The sequence below is a fragment of the Salmonella sp. FC25216 genome (genome assembly GCF_057751355.1).
The window spans coordinates 635,819-657,810 of sequence record NZ_JBDGON010000001.1 but is presented as its reverse complement, the minus strand read 5'-3'; the positions used below and the strand labels follow the sequence as shown (position 1 = coordinate 657,810).

Here is a 21,992-nt window from a genome sequence, read left to right as displayed (position 1 = left end):
TGTTCGAAGGAGAAGAGATTGATTTGCCGATTAATAATCAGAAGGCAATATTTGAGGTGCCAGTACCTTTGAATGATGGTGAGTATACTATAGATGTGAAATTCATCGATAAAGATGCTGATTATCTGATTAAGGAAAAAACATTCTCAGTTGATCATTCTTCGGCAGATATAGTTAATTCCATGAGTGAAAGAGGCAACAGCGAGGATGAAGTTAACGTCTCAGCCCCAGAAAGTGCTGTAACACACCATAATAATGGTGCTGTTGAGATATTCACTATTAGTGAAGTAAGTCTCCCTGTAGATAATCAAGAAGAACACGCATAACATAATGAGGCCCCTCACCGTCAGGTGAGGGGAATGATCTATTTATGGATACAAAGCTAGAACCATATTATTTAAGTGCAGAAAATGCATTGTCTATAGTTTCAAAAAAATTCAATATAAAAATAGACATTAAAGAGGAAGATATAAATATTAGATTTAAAAAATATGATAGAAATAATACCGATGACTCAATACAAATGAAGAATTTTTTCTTGTCATTAGGACTTTCTTTACAGGATATATTATTTAGTAGTGGCGAAGATCTATTAAATGAACCTATGCCCATTTTACTACTGACCCCTGAAATGAAATGGATGGTATGTATCAGCGGTGGGCAAAAAATTAAATTAGTAAATGCCCGAGGGGAACTGTGTTATGTAGAGATACCTGATGAGTATCTAAAAAAGCTATCGGCGTTTAGTATACTTCCCTTAAATAAAGTTGTTGATAGTATAAGAGTGAATAATATTATTAAAAACTCTTTATCAATGAACAAGGTTTTTTATACAAAATACTTTTTTTCATCTTTGTTTATGGCAATTTTTGCGCTGACAATTCCAGTTTTTAGTAATTTGTTTTATGACAAGCTTATTCCAAGTGCTTCTGTTTCGTCTTTATTTGGTGTCGCTATTATTGTAGCTGTATTTATCGTTTTTGAGTTTATTCTACGTACGTCAAAAGATATTTACCAATCTATAACAGCCAGACAAGATGACGTCGATATTGATATCTCGTTTCTCGAGGCGGTGCTTTATGGTAAAAAGAAAAACGGTAAATCAATGTCATCAGCATTTGTTCTGTGGAATGAGTTTCAGAAGGTTAAACCTATTTTATTGAATTCTGTTTTTCAACGTATAGCCGATATCCCAATTTTTTTGATATTTATCGCTGTTATTTATGTGAATTTAGGATGGGTAGTGGTTGTTCCCATTATTGTTTTTATAATCTCTATTATTTTGTCCATTGTTAACCATCATTATACCAATGAGTTGATGAATAAACAAAAAGAAGGCCAAAAGAACAGAAATGTTTTCATATCGGAAGTATTTTTATCAATTAAAATGATCCATACATTAAACAATCAGGGCTTACTATTTGATTGGGTTAATACATCAAACGAACAGTCATATCTTAATCTTAAGATAAGAAAGCTAAATCTTATCTATCAATCAATATTAGGAAGTATGTCATCTATTACTCAAATAACAATAATGATAATAGCTTTTTTTATGGTAATTAAAGGTGATATTACCACTGGTGCAATTGTATCTTCAGTTATCGTTTCTGGACGTATCTCGGGGATCACCTCCAACTTTTCATCTACATTAATCTCTATATTGTCAGCAGAAAAAACGGGTAAGGACTTGCTTTCTTTCTTTGATGAAGATCAGGAAGAAAAGACACCAGCGTTGCAGTCAATTTCAAAGTGTGAGGGTGAGATTTCTATTCGTGGTGTTAGCTACCAATATGATGCGCAATCTTCAGTTATTATTAACCGTTTATCTATAGACATTCCTTCCGGACAACGAGTTGCAATTATAGGTGATTGTGGCGCAGGGAAAAGTTCATTATTGGGGCTGTTATCTGGCTACCTTTCACCTACAGATGGTGCCATTTTGTACGATGGGTATAATCTAGGACATCTCTCCCAGAACTTTTTCTCACAACACTTAAGTGTCGTTACAACCCATGATGTTTTGTTTACTGGGACTGTTGAAAGTAATTTTGCATTAAAACCACAAAATGACAGAGGCCGGGTATTAAAAGCTCTTCATATAGCGAATTGTGGTTTTATTTTACAGCATCCTATGGGGTTAAAATTTCCTGTGAACTTTATGGCGAAAAACCTTTCGTCTGGCCAGCAACAGCAATTATTGTTAGCACGTAGTTTAAGTAGTGATGCTAGTGTGTTCTTGTGGGATGAGCCAACATCAAATTTGGATGAGAATACAGAAAAACAAATTTTTGATAACCTGGATGAGTTTATTCAAGGGAAAACACTCATTATGATTACTCATCGACGTTATCTTATAAAATACTTTGATAGAGTATTGGTGATGAAAGGGGGGAAAGTTATTCGGGATTGTACTCCTGAAAAACTAATGGGTTAAATAAATATTCCATTGTTGGCTATAGAACAATTGTTTTTATAAAACAGGCCATATCAATTCTATTGATATGGCCTGTTTTGAATAATTCGATTGTTATTATCCAGTTATAACAAGTCGAGATAATGATCCGAATTAGCCAGCGTTAGGTAAAAAAGCTAGCATGATGTAACGTTCCAAAAAGATATTTGATATATCAGGCTCAATACAATATCAGCGTATGATTAATTTTATAGATATAGCCACTCGTTCAAGGATAATTTTCAGTACTACCTTCTGTCGGATGACCATCATTCTTCCTGATCTCCGAAGGAAAAATCTTGAAGTGCTTTTTAAATACGCTGGTAAAGTAAGAAGATGATGTATAGCCAAGGGAAATAGCTATAGCATTTATTGGACGATTAGTACGTCTTAACTGACGTAATGCTTCAATCATTTTTATTTTTGTTATGTAAGAACTAACAGAACCGGTATCCTTATACATTTTTTTCTTAAAAGTAGATACACTCATGTTCATTTGCATTGCCAGGTCTTTACTTTTCCAATTTTTGCTATAATCGCTCATTATTAAGCTGGCTACTTTCTCCGAAGTTGTTAAGGAAGAGTAAGATAAAATCATATCTTCTAATGCCGCATTTTTTTGCTTGATTAAAGATAATATTAGCATGTACTTTGCTTCATCGACATGATCATATAATATTTCACCAGTTGCTGTGACGGGGAAACTTTCTATTAATGCATTAATTAATGTGTAATCCTTAGTTTGCTCATGTGAAAAGTTGATTATGATATAATCATTGGATGCCCAAGCTCTTGGTTCATTTTGATCTTTATAAATATAGTGTCGATTATACTCTATTATTGCTTGTTGAGGTATTTTTAACGACACAATATCATTGCGAACAAGTCCATTTTCCATTTTTCCCCAATTTAACAATACAGAGAAAGGAACAGACTTTTTTATAAAAATTGCCTGTCCTTTATTGATTTTTAATATGTCACCACTGAAAGACATATAAAAAGGTCTATCCTTAGTGTATAAGAAAAAACAAAAAGGCAACGATATTTCAAGGTTTGTCATCTTATTGTCAAAAATACCTGTTGAAACTTGTTTTACAAAATGCTCATTTTGTTTAGACATCTTATTCTCTTCTTACATTCATTTAGCGGAGTGTCAACAATAAATATTGTGGATGATATAGGAAATAATGAAGAATTATATAAATTATAAATCTCAGTGCTTTTATTGTGATGGTGTACGTTTTTAATAAGTGTGCTAATTATATTATTTTATCATTTACTGAATTTAATATTGACACAATCTGATTTTGCAGGTTAGATTATTTTAAAATATTACACATTAAAATAACAAATTGCATTTTACACCGCTTATTTTTAACGTGAAAAGAGAGAGAAAGACATAAAAATATAAAATATAGACATCTAAAAAATCTGCAAAAATATTATTTTGAGGTGCTATTCAATACCACTAGTGGCATCATCGACTATATTTTTAGGTGAGCGAATATAACTTTCCATCTATGACATATCTTTCATTGTAAGTCCATGAAATTTACAATTATATTATTTACATGCAGGTGTGTATCGAGTGGGAGTATAATTGTATAAGTGAGAATTAATTACCGTTCAGCCTAATATATTAAGTCGTCAGATATCCTTTGAAATATGAGAAATAGCTGGGGTGTGCAAACCAGATAACCTATGGAAAATTTAGTGGGTAACAAGCAGCATAAACACCACTATTTTTTCTTAATGAGGGATAAGTCTGATTTACACTAATTCTACAATTAAGTGTATATTTATAAACTGATATAAATATTATTATTTTCATCGTATTTTATTACCGCCCGAGCGGATATATTTATCTCAATAATACGAAGTCTGGTGTTACTCATAAAACGCTGTTCTGCATAGTCAGACAAAAATCTAATTTTTGAATTGATATTGTGTTCTTTAATGAATCTGGCCTGAGCGCATGGAGTATCTATGCTTACCACGTAATAGAGAACATTTATAGAGTTTTATATATTATCAAAATATTAATCTTCATAAGCGTATACAATTATATTGTTTATAATGCCTTACAAGGATAAGCCTATTAAACTATTATTACCAGATGGGCTGGTATGTATATTTTAGTCATAAAAATACAATTACTAACCCAATGTTTTTATCTGATCCATATAAAGGAAAAATCATATCATTCTGTATAGTTAATATATTGTAATGGGTGATAACAATAATAACACTTTATATTTGCCATTATGTGGTAAATTTATATCGCACTGACCGTGATATATTTTAAAAAATAAAATTTTGACGTTGAATTACGTTACCAATTCCTGCTGTAAATAATGAAAATTGCGCTGTTCCAGAAAAGCCAAGACGTTCAAGGGCTAGATAGCGTTGGCTATATTGAGTTTTACTATCAATATATTTTCCTTCAAGAAGTTTATATATTGCACGGGCTTGCCCTGCCGTTAACTTGCGGTCTGGAGTGCTTTTGCCTCGGTTTATTCTTGGGAGGATTCCTTTTTTCCATGTTTCTGCTGCTGCGAGTAAAGCATTATGTAGTTGGGCCAGCGTTCCTCCTCCCTCAATTATTGGGCAGATACTCTGACGTAACATGATTTCTTTCAAAGCAGTTGGAATAATAGCCAGCATCTGATATTTCCCTTTACGTTTTAACATATGAAGGTATTCCAGATATCTCCACCAACCTAGTAGCGGAACGGTGCTCAAAGTGACGATAAGTAAATCGTCAGCATCCAACTTAACCCCTTTTCCCTGACATACCTGAAAGCCATCGTGTTGTAATAATGCTATTATACCGGTTACTTCCGCTTCACTGGGGCCAACAACAACTATTTTATTGGATCTTGTGTATCCAGTAGAATTCGCGGTCAGACCCACCTTGAGAGTATGACTGCTGGTAGCAGAATGGATATTTTTATTCGCTTTGACTTTCATTTTAAGTTTTTTGCCTCTATTTCGCCAACACTATTAGCCCAGCGCCATCTTTAATTGAGTTAATATTAGGTACTTACTATTTTTTATCCTCTTTAATATTGCAGTACGCCCTGTCAATTAAAAAACAATAGTCAATTGATTTTTAAAATATGTACGTGTACGGCACAACGAGTAGTTTTCGATTCTATAATTATTATCCGGGATCTTCTCTGGATTCGTTAGGGAAAATATTTGGAGTCTCAAAACCGGGATGGTAAAAATAACGGTTTAGATCACTCCTGTAATATTGTCAAAAATGCCGAATGAACAGACTGTTTGAGGCTCACCATAAAAATACATGGTGTTATAATATAGGACAACTGCTGTGAACTAAAAGTAAAAAAAAGGGGGTTGGCACAATAACATATAATATAGGGCTATTATTGATATTTTATAGTGTTCCTTATCATTATTATTACGTTACAGTCAAAGCGAAACATAAGATTTTGATATAAATAAAGCGTGGGGATTTAGGATAGATCGCTTTCGATGATGCCTCCAGGGAGCGCATCATCGAAAGCAAAGGGAGGCGTTGAAAACCCTCCCGGGCCGACTTCACCGGGAAGCGATAGCACCTCAGGTCAGCACCATTGGCCATTCTGGTGGGGTATGGCTCATCGTTTCGAGCATAACGGCTTCAATGTTATGCCAAATTGCGGCGAGATCCATCATGGTGATACCGAGTAAACCTGTGGCAAACCAGCAGGCGGATACTACGCCCAGACCGCTACTGATCACCGCCAGACCAATATAATCTGATCTACGGAAACGAATATTGAGCGTGCTGGCTAAAAACATGAGCACTGCGCTCAACAGTTGCCAACGGAGAAGAACGACACCAGTGGTTATGGCAGTCATGAAACATTTCCTCTGAATAGACCTTTGTCCAGGACAGCGCGGCGTTGCTCCCGGGAAGCGTGGGACATTCTGGCTATCAACGGACGTCACATCAACATCGAATGAAACATTATTTCTGTTTCATTATTTTTGTGAACTGTATCACATAATGTTGATTGTCCACCAGATCGACAATGTATTTTTTGTGCGTTTTATAACCATCTTTTTTGTGTGGTTTCTGAACGTCCATAGAGAAACCGTCCGAAAGTAAAAGATGTATTATTACTACTCTTTTATTTTTTCCGTGAAATGTAGACCTGATAAAAATATCAAGTTATTTATCAAAAGAAATGGATAAAAATTTATAGCCGGCCGTTTACCTGAGCATCATTCTGATATTATCAAAAATATTGGGCTTCCTGCCTGTTATGCGATAAAGATTGCGCATATCCATTAATAGTAAATGTTGACCGGCAAAAGTCTGTTGCTAATATTGATAGATTCATGCACCGTAAACCTCCGTTTGGATCACATCTTGTTTTGCCAATAATAGTCATAAATAATGCAGGGAAATAGGCTGAAAATGAGTCAAAGCACGCGACGCAAGGTGTTGAAATTTCTCGAAACGATCATTGTGGTGTTACTTCCTGTATTGCTGGCGTTATGGTTTGCTCATAGCCGGGCAGTCTCTGAAACCAGAAATCAATTACATTCATTTGCACAGTGGGTATTAGATAAAACGGAGCTGGTTATCCTGCAAGCGGATTTAGCCCGCGATGCTGCTGAACAATATCAGGGACAAGCCTGTACACCAGCCCATCAACAGCGAATGCTGAATATTATCCGCGGTCGTTTGTACATTAATGAGTTGATTTATGCTGAAGGCCAGCGTTTTCTATGCTCTACGGTTATGACGCCAACAAACCCTTATTTTATTCCCCGCGCTGACTATGAGCGAAAGCCTGACATCGCTATTTATTACTATCGTGATACGCCTTTTTTTAACGGTTATAAAATGACGTATATGCAGCGGGGAAACTATGTTGTGGTTATCAATCCATTATCTTATAGCGAGGTGATGTCAGACGATCCGGCGTTGGCCTGGGGAATGTATGATACGGTGACCAATACCTTTTTCTCCCTGAGTGAACTGGCGCAGGCCGCTCAGCTATTACCTTTGGTGCGACGAAGTGAACCTGTGTTCCAACAGGGTGAACGTTTTTATACTCTGGTTAAATCAGCAAAACGACCGGTTGCCGCAATTGTTTCAACCTCAAAGGAGCGTTTTTACCAGAACCTCTTTCATCAGCTTACATTAACGCTACCGTTAGGGATCATCTGTAGCATTATTATCTTATTCATGTGGTCACGATCCCGACAGGCATATCACTCACCGCGCCGATTGCTGCAACGGGCCATGACCAGGCATCAGCTTTGCCTTCATTATCAGCCGATCATTGATATCCGAAACGGGTTGTGTGTAGGCGCCGAAGCGCTATTGCGTTGGCCGGGATATAACGGTCCGGTGATGAGCCCTGGCGAATTTATTCCACTGGCGGAAAAAGAGGGAATGATTGAGCAGATCACCGATTATGTCGTCGAAGAGGTATTTAATGATTTAGGTTGTTTTCTGGCTGCGCACCCGCATCTTTATGTCTCTATCAATCTCTCTGCCGCCGATTTTCTCTCTTCCCGGTTAATTGTGATGATTCATGAAAAAACGCGTCAGCATTCAGTGCTTGCGCAACAGATAAAGGTTGAAGTGACCGAGCGCGGATTTATTGATGTGCCTAAAATGACGCCGATTATTCAGGCGTTTCGCCAGGCGGGATACGAGGTGGCAATTGATGACTTTGGTACTGGCTATTCGAACTTGCATAACCTGTACTCATTAAATGTCGACCTTTTAAAAATTGATAAATCTTTTGTCGACACGCTAACCACTAATAGCGCCAGCCATTTGATTGTGGAACATATTATTGAAATGGCACAAAGTTTGCGGCTAAAAATCATTGCTGAAGGGGTTGAAACGGCTGAACAGGTTAGCTGGTTGCTAAAACGCGGCGTTCAGTATTGTCAGGGATGGCACTTTGCGAAAGCGTTACCGCCGCAGGAATTCATCGTCTGGCTACAACAACCGCCCGCGCCTCTGACGATACGCGGGCAGGCGTCCTACAGGCGGTGACGGTAATCGCTGGGAGTGCGATCGAACTCGCGGCGGAATACACGCGAGAAGGTTTGTTGCGATACATAGCCCAGGTCCATCGCGATATCAAAAATCGGGCGCTCAGTCGTCCGTAGTTCTACGGCTGCTAACAGGAGACGGCGCTGGCGAATATACTCGCCTAAGGTTTGATGCGTTACCGTACGGAACATCCGCTGCAAATACCACTTGGAGTAACCCGATTTTTTTGCCACCACCTCAATGTTTAGCGGTTGGTCGATATGTTCATCAATCCATTCGATAAGGGTCTGAATTATCTGCTGATGCGACATATTGCTGCCTCTTAAACAGTATTCGATTCGTCGTTTTGTCTGCGGGCGAGTATAATTCCTCAAGTTAACTTGAGGTAAAGCGATTTATGGAAAAAAAATCTCCCCGTTTAAAAGCCTTACTTACGCCGGGGGAAGTTGCGAAACGTAGTGGTGTTGCAGTGTCCGCCCTGCACTTCTATGAAAGCAAAGGGCTAATTACCAGTATCCGTAATAGCGGCAACCAGCGGCGATACAAGCGTGACGTGTTGCGTTATGTTGCGATTATCAAGATCGCCCAGCGTATAGGTATTCCGCTGGCAACTATCGGTGACGCGTTCGGTATCTTGCCGGAAGGACATACGTTGAGTGCAAAAGAGTGGAAGCAGCTCTCCTCGCAGTGGCGTGAAGAGTTAGACCGACGTATCCATACGCTGGTGGCGTTGCGCGATGAGCTGGACGGTTGTATCGGCTGCGGCTGTTTATCGCGTAGCGACTGTCCGCTGAGAAATCCAGGCGACAGGCTTGGCGAACACGGGACGGGCGCCCGCCTGCTTGAAGATGATTAACACGCATCCGGCCATCGGGCAGAATTCACCTAAAACTAAAGCGCCGCTAAGGGCGCTTTAGTTTGTTTCCGGTCTTTGTCTTTCACTCTATCCCGCTGATTACAGGAGGGTTTCCCCCGACGTCAACACCCCTCATATCGAGCACGTGGTGGAGGTTCCGGTTTGTGTTGATACTGTAAGTGTAAGCGACGGCTCCCTGTTCGCCAGCGAAATGTTGATTTTTTAGCCGAAATTTTTACGGCAACTGCCATCATTTTCTATAGTTAGTTGGCATACCTTACAGGAGACAGTCATGCTAACGGTGCACCATTTAAATCAGTCTCGTTCGCAGCGCATCCTCTGGGCGCTGGAAGAACTGGCGTTGCCTTACCAGATTGTGCGTTACCAACGTGAAAAGACAATGCTGGCGCCGCCAGCATTGAAAAAAGTGCATCCGCTGGGCAAGTCTCCGGTTATCGAAGATCACGGTATGGTTATTGCGGAATCGGGCGCCATCCTGGAATATTTGCAGGAAACTTACGACAGTATCGGGCGCTTTAAACCTGCGGATGCGCAGGGGAAACAACACTATCGATTCTGGCTACATTACGCTGAAGGTTCACTCATGCCCTTGCTATTGATGAGACTGCTCTTTACCTCGCTGGGTAAACCGCCGGTGCCATTGGGCCTGCGAACGTTGGGCGGCGTCATCGGTCAGGGCGCGCAAAAAGCGTACCTCAATCCGCAACTGGAAACCCATGCGCGCTTTATTGACGGGCATCTGGCAAATCACCCCTGGTTTGCCGGGGAGCAGTTGAGTATGGCGGATATCCAGATGAGCTTCCCGCTATTTGCGCTGCTTGCCCGGGGCGGGATCGCTCATCTCGACCATATCCGCGCATGGAAAGCGCGGGTAGAAAGGCGTCCTGCCTGGCAGCGAGCGATTCAGCAGGGCGGTCCGTTTACCATCCCTGGTGGATAATGACGTTTTTGTGAGCAGATTGCGCAACGTATTTGCTAACAGCGATGCGAAAAATTGTTGCTGGATTGCGCAGTGACGATAACGATTGCGCATAGTGTGGCGATTTATTGAGCATACTAAGCAGAAAAGCATAAAAAGCGGCAAAGTTCAGTTGAAAAAGCGTTTATGATCGCTGGATAATCGTTTGCCTTTTTTGCCACCCGTTTTGTATACGTGGAGCTAAACGTTTGCTTTTTTGCGGCACCCCGATTGTCGTAAATGTAGCACAAGGAGATAACGTTGCTCTGTTAGTGGATTACCTCCCACGTATACCGACGAATAATAAATTCTCAGGGGATGTTTTCTATGTCTACGCCTTCAGCGCGTACCGGCGGTTCACTCGACGCCTGGTTTAAAATTTCACAACGCGGGAGCACCGTTCGCCAGGAAGTCGTTGCTGGCTTAACCACGTTCCTCGCGATGGTTTACTCCGTCATCGTGGTGCCAGGGATGCTGGGTAAAGCCGGGTTCCCGCCTGCCGCCGTCTTTGTGGCGACCTGCCTGGTCGCAGGCGTCGGCTCTATTGTTATGGGACTATGGGCGAATCTGCCGCTGGCTATCGGTTGCGCTATCTCGTTGACGGCGTTTACCGCGTTTAGCCTGGTATTGGGGCAACATATTAGCGTCCCGGTCGCGCTTGGCGCTGTATTCCTGATGGGCGTACTGTTTACCATTATCTCCGCTACCGGCATTCGTAGCTGGATTTTGCGTAACTTGCCACAGGGCGTGGCTCACGGAACAGGTATCGGTATTGGCCTGTTTTTGTTGCTGATTGCCGCCAACGGCGTCGGCCTGGTCATTAAAAACCCGCTGGATGGCCTGCCGGTCGCGCTGGGTGATTTCGACACCTTCCCGGTGATCATGTCGCTGGTGGGGCTGGCTGTTATTCTCGGTCTGGAAAAGCTGAAAGTCCCCGGCGGCATTCTGTTGACCATTATTGGCATTTCTATTGTGGGTTTGCTCTTCGATCCTGGCGTCCATTTTTCCGGCATTTTCGCTATGCCTTCGTTGAGCGATGAAAACGGCAACTCGCTGATCGGCAGCCTGGATATTATGGGCGCGTTAAACCCTGTCGTCCTGCCAAGCGTACTGGCGCTGGTGATGACGGCGGTATTTGATGCGACCGGGACGATCCGTGCGGTCGCAGGGCAGGCTAATCTGCTGGACAAAGACGGACAAATTATCGATGGCGGTAAAGCGCTAACAACCGACTCCCTGAGTAGCGTTTTCTCCGGCCTGGTCGGGGCGGCGCCAGCCGCGGTGTATATCGAGTCTGCGGCCGGTACGGCGGCGGGCGGCAAAACGGGCCTGACGGCGATTACCGTGGGCGTGCTGTTTTTACTGATCCTGTTTCTTTCGCCGCTCTCTTATCTCGTTCCCGTCTATGCAACCGCCCCGGCGCTCATGTATGTCGGTCTGCTGATGCTGAGCAACGTGGCGAAAATCGATTTTGCTGATTTCGTCGATGCGATGGCTGGGCTGGTGACAGCCGTATTTATTGTACTGACCTGTAACATTGTCACCGGGATTATGATCGGCTTTGCCACGCTGGTCGTCGGGCGTGTGGTTTCCGGCGAATGGCGTAAACTGAATATCGGGACTGTCGTCATTGCGGTCGCGTTGGTCGCTTTTTATGCCGGCGGCTGGGCTATCTAGTTCTACCTTCGTTCTGAAAAACGGGTGGCGTTGGCCGCCCGTTTTCATTTTCAGGACACATCACGTTACCTTTTGCGTTAATCTGAAGAAGGTGAAACCGAGGCATGATGCCTCTCTCCATCATAAAAAACATCGCAAACAGGGAACGCATGGAAATTTTCTTCACAATACTCATCATGACCCTTGTGGTCTCGCTGTCGGGGGTATTTACGCGTGTATTACCCTTCCAGCTTCCTTTACCCCTTATGCAGATCGCCGTTGGCGCGCTGTTGGCGTGGCCGACGTTTGGTTTGCATGTGGAGTTCGACCCGGAGCTCTTCCTGGTGCTGTTTATTCCACCGCTGCTGTTTGCGGATGGCTGGAAAACGCCGACCCGTGAATTTCTTGAACATGGGCGGGAGATTTTCGGGCTGGCGCTGGCGCTGGTTCTGGTGACGGTCGTTGGGATCGGCTTCCTGATTTATTGGCTGGTGCCCGGCATTCCGCTGATCCCCGCTTTTGCGCTGGCCGCCGTGTTGTCGCCGACCGATGCGGTAGCGCTCTCCGGAATTGTGGGCGAGGGGCGTATCCCGAAAAAAATCATGGGCATTCTGCAGGGCGAGGCGTTAATGAACGACGCCTCCGGTCTGGTATCGCTGAAATTCGCCGTCGCGGTCGCGATGGGGACGATGGTGTTTACCGTCGGCGGCGCGACGCTGGAGTTTTTTAAGGTTGCTATCGGCGGTATTCTGGCGGGTTTTGTGGTCAGTTGGCTGTATGGCCGATCGCTGCGTTTTTTGAGCCGCTGGGGCGGCGATGAGCCCGCGACGCAAATCGTCCTGCTATTTCTGCTGCCCTTCGCGTCTTACCTGATTGCCGAACATATTGGCGTCTCAGGCATTCTGGCCGCCGTTGCCGCCGGGATGACCATCACCCGATCTGGCGTAATGCGCCGTGCGCCGCTGGCAATGCGTTTGCGTGCTAACAGTACCTGGGCGATGCTGGAATTTGTCTTTAACGGTATGGTCTTTCTGCTGTTGGGACTGCAATTGCCGGGTATTCTGGAGTCTTCGCTGGCGGCGGCGGAAGCTGACCCGAATGTCGAAACCTGGATGCTCTTTACCGATATCGTGCTGATTTATGCGGCATTAATGCTGGTTCGCTTCGGCTGGCTGTGGGCCATGAAAAAGTTCAGCCTGCGCTTTTTGAAGAAGAAACCGATGGAGTTCGCCAACTGGACGTCACGTGAAATTCTGATTGCTTCCTTCGCTGGCGTTCGTGGGGCGATCACATTGGCTGGTGTGCTCTCTATACCGTTACTTTTACCGAATGGCAGCGGATTTCCGGCGCGTTATGAACTGGTATTCCTGGCGGCTGGCGTCATTCTGTTCTCGCTATTTGTCGGCGTGATCATGCTGCCGCTGCTGCTGCAACATCTGGAAGTCGCCGATCATGCGCAACAGTTGAAAGAGGAGCGTATCGCCCGTGCGGCGACGGCGGAAGTGGCGATTATCGCCATTCAGAAAATGGAAGAGCGTCTGGCGGCGGATACCGAAGAAAACATCGATAATCAGTTGCTTACTGAAGTAAGCTCTCGTGTCATTGGTAACTTACGTCGCCGTGCCGATGGACGAAACGATGTCGAAAGCTCCATACAGGAAGAAAACCTGGAGCGGCGTTTCCGTCTTGCCGCGCTGCGTTCCGAACGTGCCGAGTTGTATCATCTGCGCGCCACGCGAGAGATCAGCAATGAAACATTGCAAAAGCTGCTGCATGACCTGGATTTGATGGAAGCGCTGCTGATAGAAAATCAATAGTCCTTGTGGCCCGGTGGCGCGATGCTTACCGGGCCTGGGAGCACGACTATGATTTTAACCAAAACCCTTCGCAACAGGTTAACCATGCCCGAGCGCTGTGCGACAGATACACGCCCTCGCGCCAAATCATGCCCAACTGCCAGCGGAGATCGCTTTCCAGCGGCAGCCAGCGCAGCGTGGCCTTATCCAGGCGCTGACAAATCGGTTCCGGCAAAATGGCGATGCCGACGCCCGCTTGCACCATGGCGGCGAGAAAATCCCATTGCCCGCTGCGGACTGCAATCCGTGGTTTTACGTCATGCTGGCTAAATAAGGTCATCAACTGGCGGCTCAGAGCAAAATCTTCGTTGTAGATAAGAAGTGGATGCTCCGCCAGAGCTTCAGGCGCGATGGAGTCGCAGGTTATCCACTGACCGGAACGGGGGACCAGCACGCACAGCGGATGACTGAACAGCGATAACGTCGTCAGTCCGCTTGCTTCTTCCACCGGAAGCGCGGTCATCGCGACATCCAGCTCGCCATTCATTACTGCCTGCTGCACCGTCAGGCCGCCAAACTCCGAAATTTTTAGTTCAACGCCAGGGTAGCGTTGTCGAAACAAACTGATTGGCCTGGCCATCAACATGCCGACCATCGGGGGAATACCCAGCCGCAGCAAGCCTTTATTGAGATGGTTAATATCGCTCAACTCAGCCTCTAACTGGCGAAACTCAGCGAGGATCGCCAGACCGCGTTCAAACACCACGCGCCCGGTATCGGTCAGCAATAACTTACGTCCGTCGCGGATCAGTAGCGTACAGTTAAGCTCATCTTCAAGATTTTTCAGCATCTTGCTAATGGTGGGCTGGGTGACAAATAACTTCTCCGCTGCGCGGGTGAAACTTTGTTGGCGCACCACCTCGACAAAATAACGCAGCGTTCTGATATCCATGATTATTCCTTCCGACTATGTCTGCAATGATTTTAATTCATTTCTGCCCGTGACGGAGGTTCTCTATACTGGCGCTCCGTATTATTTTTCAGGACATTCCCTCATGGCTGTGGCGATAAGCCGCGTTACGCCTGCCGTTGTGCAACGACTCCAGGTACCGGTTCAGGTACTGCTATATGCAGGTTTATTCATTTTTTCCCAATATCTTGTCTCCTGGCTGCGCCTGCCGTTACCCGCGAATCTGGTCGGCATGGTGCTTATGCTGGCGCTGATCGTTTGCCGGATTATTCCGCTTAGCTGGGTACGCGCAGGCGCGCGCTGGCTGCTGGCGGAGATGCTGCTATTTTTTGTCCCCGCCGTCGTGGCGGTAGTGAACTATGCCCATCTATTGCTGGTGGACGGCTGGCGCATCTTCTCGGTGATAGCGATCAGTACCTTAATGGTACTCGGCGCGACGGCGTGGGTGGTGGATAAAGTATATCGCTATGAGATGAGCAGGCTAAACCGTGAATAACTTTCAGTTAAGCGTACTGTGCCTGGTTATTACGCTGGGGATTTACTTCGCCAATAAGCGTCTGTATCGCCGTTTTCGCAAACTGCCGTTGATGCCATTAGTGTTGACGCCGACACTGCTGGTATTAATGCTGGTGTTCGGTCATATCTCCTGGCAAAACTACATTGGCGAATCGCACTGGCTATTGTGGCTACTCGGTCCGGCGACCATTGCCTTTGCGGTGCCGGTGTACGATAACCTCGCGATTATCAAACGTCACTGGATGTCGCTCACCGCTGGCGTAGTGACGGCGACGGTGGTGGCGGTCACCAGTTCCGTTTGGCTGGCGCGTCTGTTCACATTGTCGGATGAGATCCAGCGTAGTCTGGCGGTACGTTCCGTTACCACGCCGTTTGCGCTGGCGGCGGCAGAACCCCTGGGCGGGCAGCCGGATCTGGTGGCGTTGTTCGTGGTCGTCACTGGCGTGTTTGGCATGGCGGTCGGCGACGCGCTATTTTTGCGTCTCTCTATCCGGGAAGGCATGGCAAAAGGGGCCGGTTTCGGTGCGGCGTCACATGGGGCGGGCACGGCGCGCTCCTATGAACTTGGTCAGCAGGAGGGCGTTGTCGCCAGTCTGGTAATGATGCTGTCCGGCGTGGTGATGGTGCTGGCAGCCCCGCTGGTGGCGATGGTGATGTTCTGATTTTCCTCCGACCCACAGGGCCGGAGGAAACGGTAAGATTAATGCGCCCGCCCTTGTTCTACGCCGAATCCCGTTTGGGAGCGAATAAACTGAGCGCGGAACTGCTCACGTTCACGGTTGCCTTCTGCCGAGTTATCGGTGGCCGAGAAAAACCAGATCCCGAGGAACGCCATGCTGATAGAGAACAGCGCCGGATACTCATACGGGAAGATCGCTTTTTCGTGGCCGAGGATCTGCACCCAAATGGTAGGTCCAAGAATCATCAGCACCACCGCTGTCAGTAAACCTAGCCAGCCGCCCAGCATAGCGCCGCGCGTGGTCAGTTTTGACCAGTACATGGAAAGCAGAATGATGGGGAAGTTGCAGCTCGCGGCGATAGCAAACGCCAGGCCCACCATAAAGGCGATGTTCTGATTTTCAAACAGGACGCCGAGGATAATGGCGATCACGCCCAGCACCAGTACGGTGATTTTCGACACCTTTAGCTCTTCACGTTCGGTTGCGCCTTTGCGGAACACGTTGGCGTACAAATCATGTGATACCGCCGACGCGCCTGCCAGCGTGAGACCGGCGACAACCGCCAGGATAGTGGCGAAGGCCACGGCAGAGATAAAACCAAGGAACAGGTTGCCGCCTACCGCATTCGCCAGATGCACCGCCGCCATGTTGTTACCGCCGATGAGCGCTCCCGCAGCATCTTTATAGGCTGGATTCGCCCCCACCAGCATGATAGCGCCGAAGCCGATAATAAAGGTCAGAATGTAGAAATAGCCCATAAATCCAGTGGCGTAGAACACGCTCTTGCGCGCTTCGCGGGCATCGCTGACCGTAAAGAAACGCATCAGAATATGCGGCAATCCGGCGGTGCCGAACATCAGCCCCAGGCCCAACGACAGCGCCGAAATCGGGTCTTGCACCAACCCTCCGGGACTCATAATCGCCGCGCCTTTCGGGTGTACCGCCATGGCTTCGGTAAACAGATTATTGAAGCTAAAGCCGACGTGTTTCATCACCATAAAGGCCATAAAACTGGCGCCAAACAGCAGCAGGACGGCTTTGATAATTTGTACCCACGTTGTCGCCAGCATCCCGCCGAACAGCACGTACATCATCATCAGCACGCCGACCAGCACCACGGCGATGTGATAGTTGAGGCCGAACAGCAGTTCAATCAGTTTACCGGCGCCGACCATTTGGGCGATGAGATAAAGTGCTACCACCACCAGGGAGCCACAGGCTGAAAGAATACGGATTGGCCCCTGTTTCAGGCGGTAAGAGGCAACATCCGCAAAAGTATAACGTCCCAGATTACGCAGGCGCTCGGCAATCAAAAACAGGATGATTGGCCAGCCGACAAGGAAGCCCAGCGAATAGATCAGCCCGTCATAACCTGAGGTAAACACCAGTGCGGAAATGCCGAGAAATGACGCGGCGGACATATAGTCGCCGGCAATCGCCAGACCGTTCTGGAACCCGGTGATATTGCCGCCTGCGGTGTAATAGTCGCTACGGGAACGTACACGTTTAGAGGCCCAGTACGTAATACCGAGCGTAAACACGACGAAAATCAAAAACATGATAATCGCCTGCCAGTTGGTGGGCTGGCGTTCAACCGCGCCGCTGATAGCATCCGCCGCATGAGCGGCGAAGGGGAGTGCGGCGGCGAGCGCCGTCAGAACTCTTTTCATAATGCTTTCACCTCATGCAGTACGGCGTTATTAAGACGATCGAATTCGCCGTTCGCTCGCCAGATATAAATTCCGGTCAAAACAAAAGAAATCACAATCACCCCGACCCCAATGGGAATCCCCCGGGTGACGCTGGTTCCCGCATGTAGAGGCGTGCCCAGCCAGCCAGGCGCGAAGGCGATCAGTAAAATAAAGCTGATATAAACCGCCAGCATGATAACCGACAGAATCGTGGCAAACCGTTGCCGTTTTTCAACTAATTCCCTGAAACGCGCACAGTCTTCTATCCGCTGATAAATTGGATCATTCATCACAGAGTCTCCAGAGGTATCCCCTTCGTCTTTCACGCCGCAGGCGCGTTGGCCGCACTCGCGCACCCCAGTCACATAGTGAACTATGCTGTTGGGGATGTGCTCGCTTGCCGCCTTCCTGCAACGCGAAATCCTTTGGGGAGGTTTTTTATATTTCCCTCTCCCGGTTTGAGAGAGGGCAGGGGTAGGGTCGTAGGCCGGATAAAACGCTTTCGCGTTGCCATCCGGCATTTATGGTTATGACGGCATCGCGATGGCCTGCTTCTCTTCGAGCAGTTTCTCTACCACGCCAGGATCGGCGAGAGTCGAGGTATCGCCCAGATTGCTGGTATCGCCCGCTGCGATTTTGCGCAAAATACGGCGCATAATTTTGCCGGAACGGGTTTTTGGCAGTGAGTCGGTCCAGTGCAGCACGTCCGGCGTCGCCAGCGGGCCAATCTCTTTACGTACCCAGTTGCGCACCTCCGCGTACAGTTCTGGCGACGGCTCCTCGCCGTGGTTGAGCGTCACATAAGCGTAAATTGCCTGACCTTTGATAGTGTGTGGAATACCCACCACCGCCGCTTCGGCGATCTTCGGATGCGCCACCAGCGCCGACTCGATTTCCGCCGTACCCAGACGGTGGCCGGAGACGTTTAACACGTCATCCACGCGACCGGTGATCCAGTAATAGCCGTCTTCATCGCGACGCGCGCCGTCGCCGCTGAAATACATATTCTTAAAGGTAGAGAAATAGGTTTGCTCAAAACGTTCATGATCGCCGAACAGAGTGCGCGCCTGGCCCGGCCAGGAATCGGTGATGACCAGATTGCCTTCCGTCGCGCCTTCTTGCGGATGGCCTTCGTTATCCACCAGCGCAGGCTGTACGCCAAAGAAAGGACGGGTGGCGGAACCGGCTTTCAATTCGGTAGCGCCTGGTAGCGGCGTGATCATAAAACCGCCTGTTTCAGTCTGCCACCAGGTGTCGACGACCGGGCATTTTTCCTTGCCGATCTTCTTCCAGTACCATTCCCACGCTTCGGGGTTGATCGGCTCGCCGACGGAACCCAGAATGCGTAGTGAAGAACGGTCGGTGCCTTCAATGGCTTTATCGCCTTCCGCCATCAGCGCGCGGATTGCCGTCGGAGCGGTATAGAGAATGTTGACCTGGTGTTTGTCGACCACCTGGCACATGCGAGCGGGCGTCGGCCAATTCGGCACGCCTTCAAACATTAAGGTGGTCGCGCCGCAGGCCAGAGGACCATACAACAGATAGCTGTGCCCCGTCACCCAACCCACATCGGCGGTACACCAGTAAATATCGCCAGGGTGATAATCAAAGACATACTTAAAGGTGGTCGCGGCGTAGACCAGATAGCCGCCGGTGGTGTGCAGCACGCCTTTCGGCTTGCCGGTGGAGCCGGAGGTATAAAGGATAAACAGCGGATCTTCGGCATTCATCGCTTCAGGCTGGTGTTCAGGGCTGGCTTTTTCAATCAGATCGCGCCACCACAGGTCGCGGTCTTCTTGCCAGTCAATGTTGCCGCCGGTGCGCTTCAGGACGATCACATGCTCAACGCTAGTGACATTCGGGTTTTTCAGCGCGTCATCGACATTCTTTTTCAGCGGGATACTGCGTCCGGCGCGTACACCTTCGTCAGCGGTGATCACCAGTCGCGAGCTGGAGTCGATAATGCGTCCGGCGACGGCTTCTGGCGAGAACCCCCCGAAGATCACCGAATGCACCGCGCCGATGCGGGCGCAGGCCAACATTGCCACCGCCGCTTCCGGTACCATCGGCATATAAATCGCCACCACATCGCCTTTTTTAATGCCCAGATCCAGCAGCGTATTTGCGAAACGGCAGACATCGCGATGCAGTTCGCGATAAGAGATATGTTTACTCTGCGACGCGTCATCGCCTTCCCAGATAATGGCGGTGCGATCGCCATTTTCCTGCAAATGGCGGTCAAGACAGTTCGCCGCCAGATTCAGCGTGCCGTCCTCGTACCATTTAATCGACACATTGCCTGGCGCAAAGGAGGTGTTTTTCACTTTTTGGTACGGGGTGATCCAGTCGAGAATTTTTCCCTGTTCGCCCCAAAACGTATTGGGGTCGTTAATAGACTGTTTATATTTAGTCTCATACTGCTCTGGATTTATCAGGCAACGATCCGCAACATTGGCGGGAATGGCGTGTTTATGTGTTTGGCTCATGCTGTTGTTCTCCTTGTAAGATGTTAATAATATGTCGCATAAACGTTAAATGTAGGGTCTTAATAAGTTTTGTTTAGTATTTGGGCGACAGATCACGCAAAAAGGGAACTGTGCAAATAAGCAGCAATGTTTTTTTTGATTGTGTCCCGCAAAATTAGATAAATTTTCGGGATAACATGACGTTATATGAAATTTTTTTTAAAAAGTGATCCGTGTCCGGAAATCACAAAAGAGAGGGAGTTTTGTCCAGGCTACTAACTCTAAAGTGGTATTTTACATACACTTACAATTGATTAAAGACAACATTTTAAGTGTGGTTATTTGTTACACATAGAGGGGAGCAATGTAATAACAGTATTTGTGCGGTTGCTGTTATGGAAAACGATAAAAAATCGCCATTAAAGATAATGGCGCAATCTGGATGAGACCTCTATGGCAAGGAAAACACTACGCGCACGCCGTTTCTTCAGCCTTATATTTCCTTTTTTCTTCATTACCTCTGTTTACGCTGAGCAAACGCCTGTATCTGCAAAAACCGTTACTGTTGAAGCGAAAAATGAAACGTTCGCGCCTCAACACCCCGACCAATATCAGTCATGGAAAGCGACGTCAGAACAGTCTGCCCGTGAAGATGCGCTGGCGGAAGACCCTCGTCTGGTGATCTTGTGGGCGGGATATCCCTTCTCCCGTGATTACAACAAACCACGCGGCCACGCGTATGCGGTAACTGACGTGCGCGAAACGCTGCGTACCGGCGCGCCAAAAACGGCGGAAGACGGCCCGCTGCCGATGGCCTGCTGGAGCTGTAAAAGCCCTGATGTCGCGCGCCTTATCCAGCAAGAGGGCGAAGACGGCTACTTTCATGGCAAATGGGCGCGCGGTGGCCCGGAAATTGTCAACGATTTGGGCTGTGCCGACTGCCATAACACCGCTTCGGACGATTTCGCCCAGGGGAAACCCGCGTTAACGTTGTCACGTCCCTATGCCGAACGGGCGATGGAGGCTATCGGCAAACCGTTTGATAAAGCGGGACGGTTTGATCAGCAATCGATGGTCTGTGGACAGTGCCATGTTGAGTACTACTTTGAGGGTAAAAATAAAGCCGTTAAATTCCCGTGGGACGAAGGCATGAAGGTCGAAAATATGGAGAAATATTACGACGCCATCGCTTTCTCCGACTGGACAAACTCGTTGTCGAAAACGCCAATGCTCAAAGCGCAGCACCCGGAATATGAAACCTGGAGCGCGGGCATTCACGGTAAGAATAACGTGACCTGTATCGACTGCCACATGCCGAAAGTACAGAACGCCGAAGGCAAGCTCTACACCGACCATAAAATCGGCAACCCGTTCGACAATTTCGCCCAAACCTGCGCCAACTGCCATACCCAGGATAAAGCTACGCTGCAAAACGTGGTGGCCGAACGCAAGCAGGCGATTCACGATCTGAAAATCAAAGTAGAAGATCAGCTGGTTCATGCCCACTTCGAAGCGAAAGCCGCATGGGATGCGGGGGCGACAGACGCGGAAATGAAACCGATTCTGAACGATATTCGCCACGCGCAGTGGCGTTGGGATCTGGCGATTGCGTCACACGGTATTCATATGCATGCTCCGGAAGAAGGTCTACGGATGTTAGGCAGCGCGATGGATAAAGCCGCGGATGCCCGCACTAAACTGGCGCGACTGCTGGCAACCAAAGGCATTACCCATGAAATCCCGCTGCCGGATATTTCGACGAAAGAGAAGGCGCAGAAAGCGATTGGTTTGAATATGCAACAAATCAACGCCGAGAAGCAGGACTTCCTGAAAACGGTTGTACCGCAGTGGGAAGATCAGGCGCGTAAAAACGGTCTGTTAAGCCAATAACCCCTTT

Annotated in this window: 17 protein-coding genes; 9 read left to right on the top strand and 8 right to left on the bottom strand. The window is 47.3% G+C overall.

From position 1 onward, the window contains the following. Positions 1–370: 370 nt before the first annotated feature. The gene (locus AC3G3F_RS03080; RefSeq protein ID WP_023249480.1) at positions 371–2,437 is read left to right on the top strand and encodes an ATP-binding cassette domain-containing protein; all 2,067 of its coding nucleotides are present in this window, start codon (positions 371–373) and stop codon (positions 2,435–2,437) included. Positions 2,438–2,684: 247 nt separating this feature from the next. Here AC3G3F_RS03080 and AC3G3F_RS03075 read toward each other — a convergent pair whose 3' ends face one another. The 3 genes from AC3G3F_RS03075 to AC3G3F_RS03065 all read right to left on the bottom strand — a co-directional run bounded on the left by AC3G3F_RS03075 (position 2,685) and on the right by AC3G3F_RS03065 (position 6,322). Beyond that, positions 2,685–3,575, bottom strand: coding sequence for a helix-turn-helix transcriptional regulator (locus tag AC3G3F_RS03075; protein ID WP_023249481.1), 891 nt, complete (start codon positions 3,573–3,575; stop codon positions 2,685–2,687). A 1,181-nt stretch (positions 3,576–4,756) separates the two neighbouring features. Beyond that, the gene (locus tag AC3G3F_RS03070) at positions 4,757–5,425 is read right to left on the bottom strand and encodes a hypothetical protein (protein ID WP_023249482.1); all 669 of its coding nucleotides are present in this window, start codon (positions 5,423–5,425) and stop codon (positions 4,757–4,759) included. A 615-nt stretch (positions 5,426–6,040) separates the two neighbouring features. Then, positions 6,041–6,322 carry a YjcB family protein gene (locus tag AC3G3F_RS03065; protein WP_023249483.1) on the bottom strand — a complete coding sequence of 94 codons (282 nt, stop codon included), beginning with the start codon at positions 6,320–6,322 and terminating at the stop codon, positions 6,041–6,043. A gap of 562 nt (positions 6,323–6,884) precedes the next feature. Between AC3G3F_RS03065 and AC3G3F_RS03060 the strand changes: the two genes are divergently transcribed. Next, on the top strand, positions 6,885–8,486 hold the full coding sequence (locus AC3G3F_RS03060; protein ID WP_023249484.1) for an EAL domain-containing protein: 1,602 nt from the start codon (positions 6,885–6,887) through the stop codon (positions 8,484–8,486). Here AC3G3F_RS03060 and soxS read toward each other — a convergent pair. Next, a complete protein-coding gene (gene soxS / locus AC3G3F_RS03055) occupies positions 8,474–8,797 on the bottom strand; it encodes a superoxide response transcriptional regulator SoxS (RefSeq protein WP_023249485.1) in 324 nt (107 codons plus the stop codon). The two genes, AC3G3F_RS03060 and soxS, sit on opposite strands and share 13 nt — an antisense overlap. Before the next feature lie 86 nt (positions 8,798–8,883). On the opposite strand from soxS, the gene soxR reads away from it, so the two are divergent. The 4 genes from soxR (at position 8,884) to AC3G3F_RS03035 (ending at position 13,794) form a co-directional block, all read left to right on the top strand. Then, positions 8,884–9,342 (top strand): redox-sensitive transcriptional activator SoxR, encoded by a 459-nt coding sequence (gene soxR / locus AC3G3F_RS03050; protein ID WP_000412686.1) that lies wholly within the window; start codon positions 8,884–8,886, stop codon positions 9,340–9,342. Positions 9,343–9,634: 292 nt separating this feature from the next. After that, positions 9,635–10,303, top strand: a complete 669-nt coding sequence (locus tag AC3G3F_RS03045) for a glutathione S-transferase family protein (RefSeq protein ID WP_023249486.1) — start codon at positions 9,635–9,637, stop codon at positions 10,301–10,303. Between the two features lie 345 nt (positions 10,304–10,648). Continuing rightward, positions 10,649–11,998 carry a guanine/hypoxanthine transporter GhxP gene (ghxP, locus tag AC3G3F_RS03040; RefSeq protein WP_023249487.1) on the top strand — a complete coding sequence of 450 codons (1,350 nt, stop codon included), beginning with the start codon at positions 10,649–10,651 and terminating at the stop codon, positions 11,996–11,998. Positions 11,999–12,147: 149 nt separating this feature from the next. Continuing rightward, positions 12,148–13,794: a Na+/H+ antiporter gene (locus AC3G3F_RS03035; RefSeq protein WP_023249488.1), complete on the top strand. Its 1,647-nt coding sequence runs from the start codon at positions 12,148–12,150 to the stop codon at positions 13,792–13,794. Positions 13,795–13,840: 46 nt separating this feature from the next. Here the strand turns inward: AC3G3F_RS03035 and AC3G3F_RS03030 are convergent, their stop codons facing one another. Next, entirely contained in the window at positions 13,841–14,725 is an 885-nt protein-coding gene (locus tag AC3G3F_RS03030; RefSeq protein WP_488394412.1) for a LysR family transcriptional regulator, read from the bottom strand. Positions 14,726–14,828: 103 nt separating this feature from the next. On the opposite strand from AC3G3F_RS03030, the gene AC3G3F_RS03025 reads away from it, so the two are divergent. Together AC3G3F_RS03025 and AC3G3F_RS03020 are read left to right on the top strand one after the other, a co-directional pair. Continuing rightward, positions 14,829–15,239 carry a CidA/LrgA family protein gene (locus tag AC3G3F_RS03025; protein WP_000257348.1) on the top strand — a complete coding sequence of 137 codons (411 nt, stop codon included), beginning with the start codon at positions 14,829–14,831 and terminating at the stop codon, positions 15,237–15,239. Then, positions 15,232–15,921, top strand: coding sequence for an LrgB family protein (locus AC3G3F_RS03020; protein ID WP_488394411.1), 690 nt, complete (start codon positions 15,232–15,234; stop codon positions 15,919–15,921). Before AC3G3F_RS03025 ends, AC3G3F_RS03020 begins: the two co-directional genes overlap by 8 nt. 38 nt (positions 15,922–15,959) lie before the next feature. On the opposite strand, the gene actP is transcribed toward AC3G3F_RS03020, so the two are convergent. From actP to acs, 3 genes are all read right to left on the bottom strand, one after another. Continuing rightward, positions 15,960–17,609 carry a cation/acetate symporter ActP gene (gene actP, locus AC3G3F_RS03015; protein ID WP_023249490.1) on the bottom strand — a complete coding sequence of 550 codons (1,650 nt, stop codon included), beginning with the start codon at positions 17,607–17,609 and terminating at the stop codon, positions 15,960–15,962. Beyond that, positions 17,606–17,920, bottom strand: a complete 315-nt coding sequence (locus AC3G3F_RS03010) for a DUF485 domain-containing protein (protein WP_023249491.1) — start codon at positions 17,918–17,920, stop codon at positions 17,606–17,608. The genes actP and AC3G3F_RS03010 overlap by 4 nt, the downstream gene beginning before the upstream one ends. 237 nt (positions 17,921–18,157) lie before the next feature. Beyond that, complete coding sequence (gene acs / locus AC3G3F_RS03005) at positions 18,158–20,116, bottom strand: acetate--CoA ligase (protein WP_023249492.1); 1,959 nt, start codon at positions 20,114–20,116, stop codon at positions 18,158–18,160. Positions 20,117–20,548: 432 nt separating this feature from the next. On the opposite strand from acs, the gene nrfA reads away from it, so the two are divergent. After that, positions 20,549–21,985, top strand: a complete 1,437-nt coding sequence (gene nrfA, locus AC3G3F_RS03000) for an ammonia-forming nitrite reductase cytochrome c552 subunit (protein WP_023249493.1) — start codon at positions 20,549–20,551, stop codon at positions 21,983–21,985. Positions 21,986–21,992 lie beyond the last annotated feature (7 nt).

Bases quoted from the DNA above. Each gene is read 5' to 3' on its own strand.
- AC3G3F_RS03080 (WP_023249480.1), top strand. From the start codon at position 371: ATGGATACAAAGCTAGAACCATATTATTTAAGTGCAGAAAATGCATTG.
- AC3G3F_RS03075 (WP_023249481.1), bottom strand. From the start codon at position 3,575: ATGTCTAAACAAAATGAGCATTTTGTAAAACAAGTTTCAACAGGTATT.
- AC3G3F_RS03070 (WP_023249482.1), bottom strand. From the start codon at position 5,425: ATGAAAGTCAAAGCGAATAAAAATATCCATTCTGCTACCAGCAGTCAT.
- AC3G3F_RS03065 (WP_023249483.1), bottom strand. From the start codon at position 6,322: ATGACTGCCATAACCACTGGTGTCGTTCTTCTCCGTTGGCAACTGTTG.
- AC3G3F_RS03060 (WP_023249484.1), top strand. From the start codon at position 6,885: ATGAGTCAAAGCACGCGACGCAAGGTGTTGAAATTTCTCGAAACGATC.
- soxS (WP_023249485.1), bottom strand. From the start codon at position 8,797: ATGTCGCATCAGCAGATAATTCAGACCCTTATCGAATGGATTGATGAA.
- soxR (WP_000412686.1), top strand. From the start codon at position 8,884: ATGGAAAAAAAATCTCCCCGTTTAAAAGCCTTACTTACGCCGGGGGAA.
- AC3G3F_RS03045 (WP_023249486.1), top strand. From the start codon at position 9,635: ATGCTAACGGTGCACCATTTAAATCAGTCTCGTTCGCAGCGCATCCTC.
- ghxP (WP_023249487.1), top strand. From the start codon at position 10,649: ATGTCTACGCCTTCAGCGCGTACCGGCGGTTCACTCGACGCCTGGTTT.
- AC3G3F_RS03035 (WP_023249488.1), top strand. From the start codon at position 12,148: ATGGAAATTTTCTTCACAATACTCATCATGACCCTTGTGGTCTCGCTG.
- AC3G3F_RS03030 (WP_488394412.1), bottom strand. From the start codon at position 14,725: ATGGATATCAGAACGCTGCGTTATTTTGTCGAGGTGGTGCGCCAACAA.
- AC3G3F_RS03025 (WP_000257348.1), top strand. From the start codon at position 14,829: ATGGCTGTGGCGATAAGCCGCGTTACGCCTGCCGTTGTGCAACGACTC.
- actP (WP_023249490.1), bottom strand. From the start codon at position 17,609: ATGAAAAGAGTTCTGACGGCGCTCGCCGCCGCACTCCCCTTCGCCGCT.
- AC3G3F_RS03010 (WP_023249491.1), bottom strand. From the start codon at position 17,920: ATGAATGATCCAATTTATCAGCGGATAGAAGACTGTGCGCGTTTCAGG.
- acs (WP_023249492.1), bottom strand. From the start codon at position 20,116: ATGAGCCAAACACATAAACACGCCATTCCCGCCAATGTTGCGGATCGT.
- nrfA (WP_023249493.1), top strand. From the start codon at position 20,549: ATGGCAAGGAAAACACTACGCGCACGCCGTTTCTTCAGCCTTATATTT.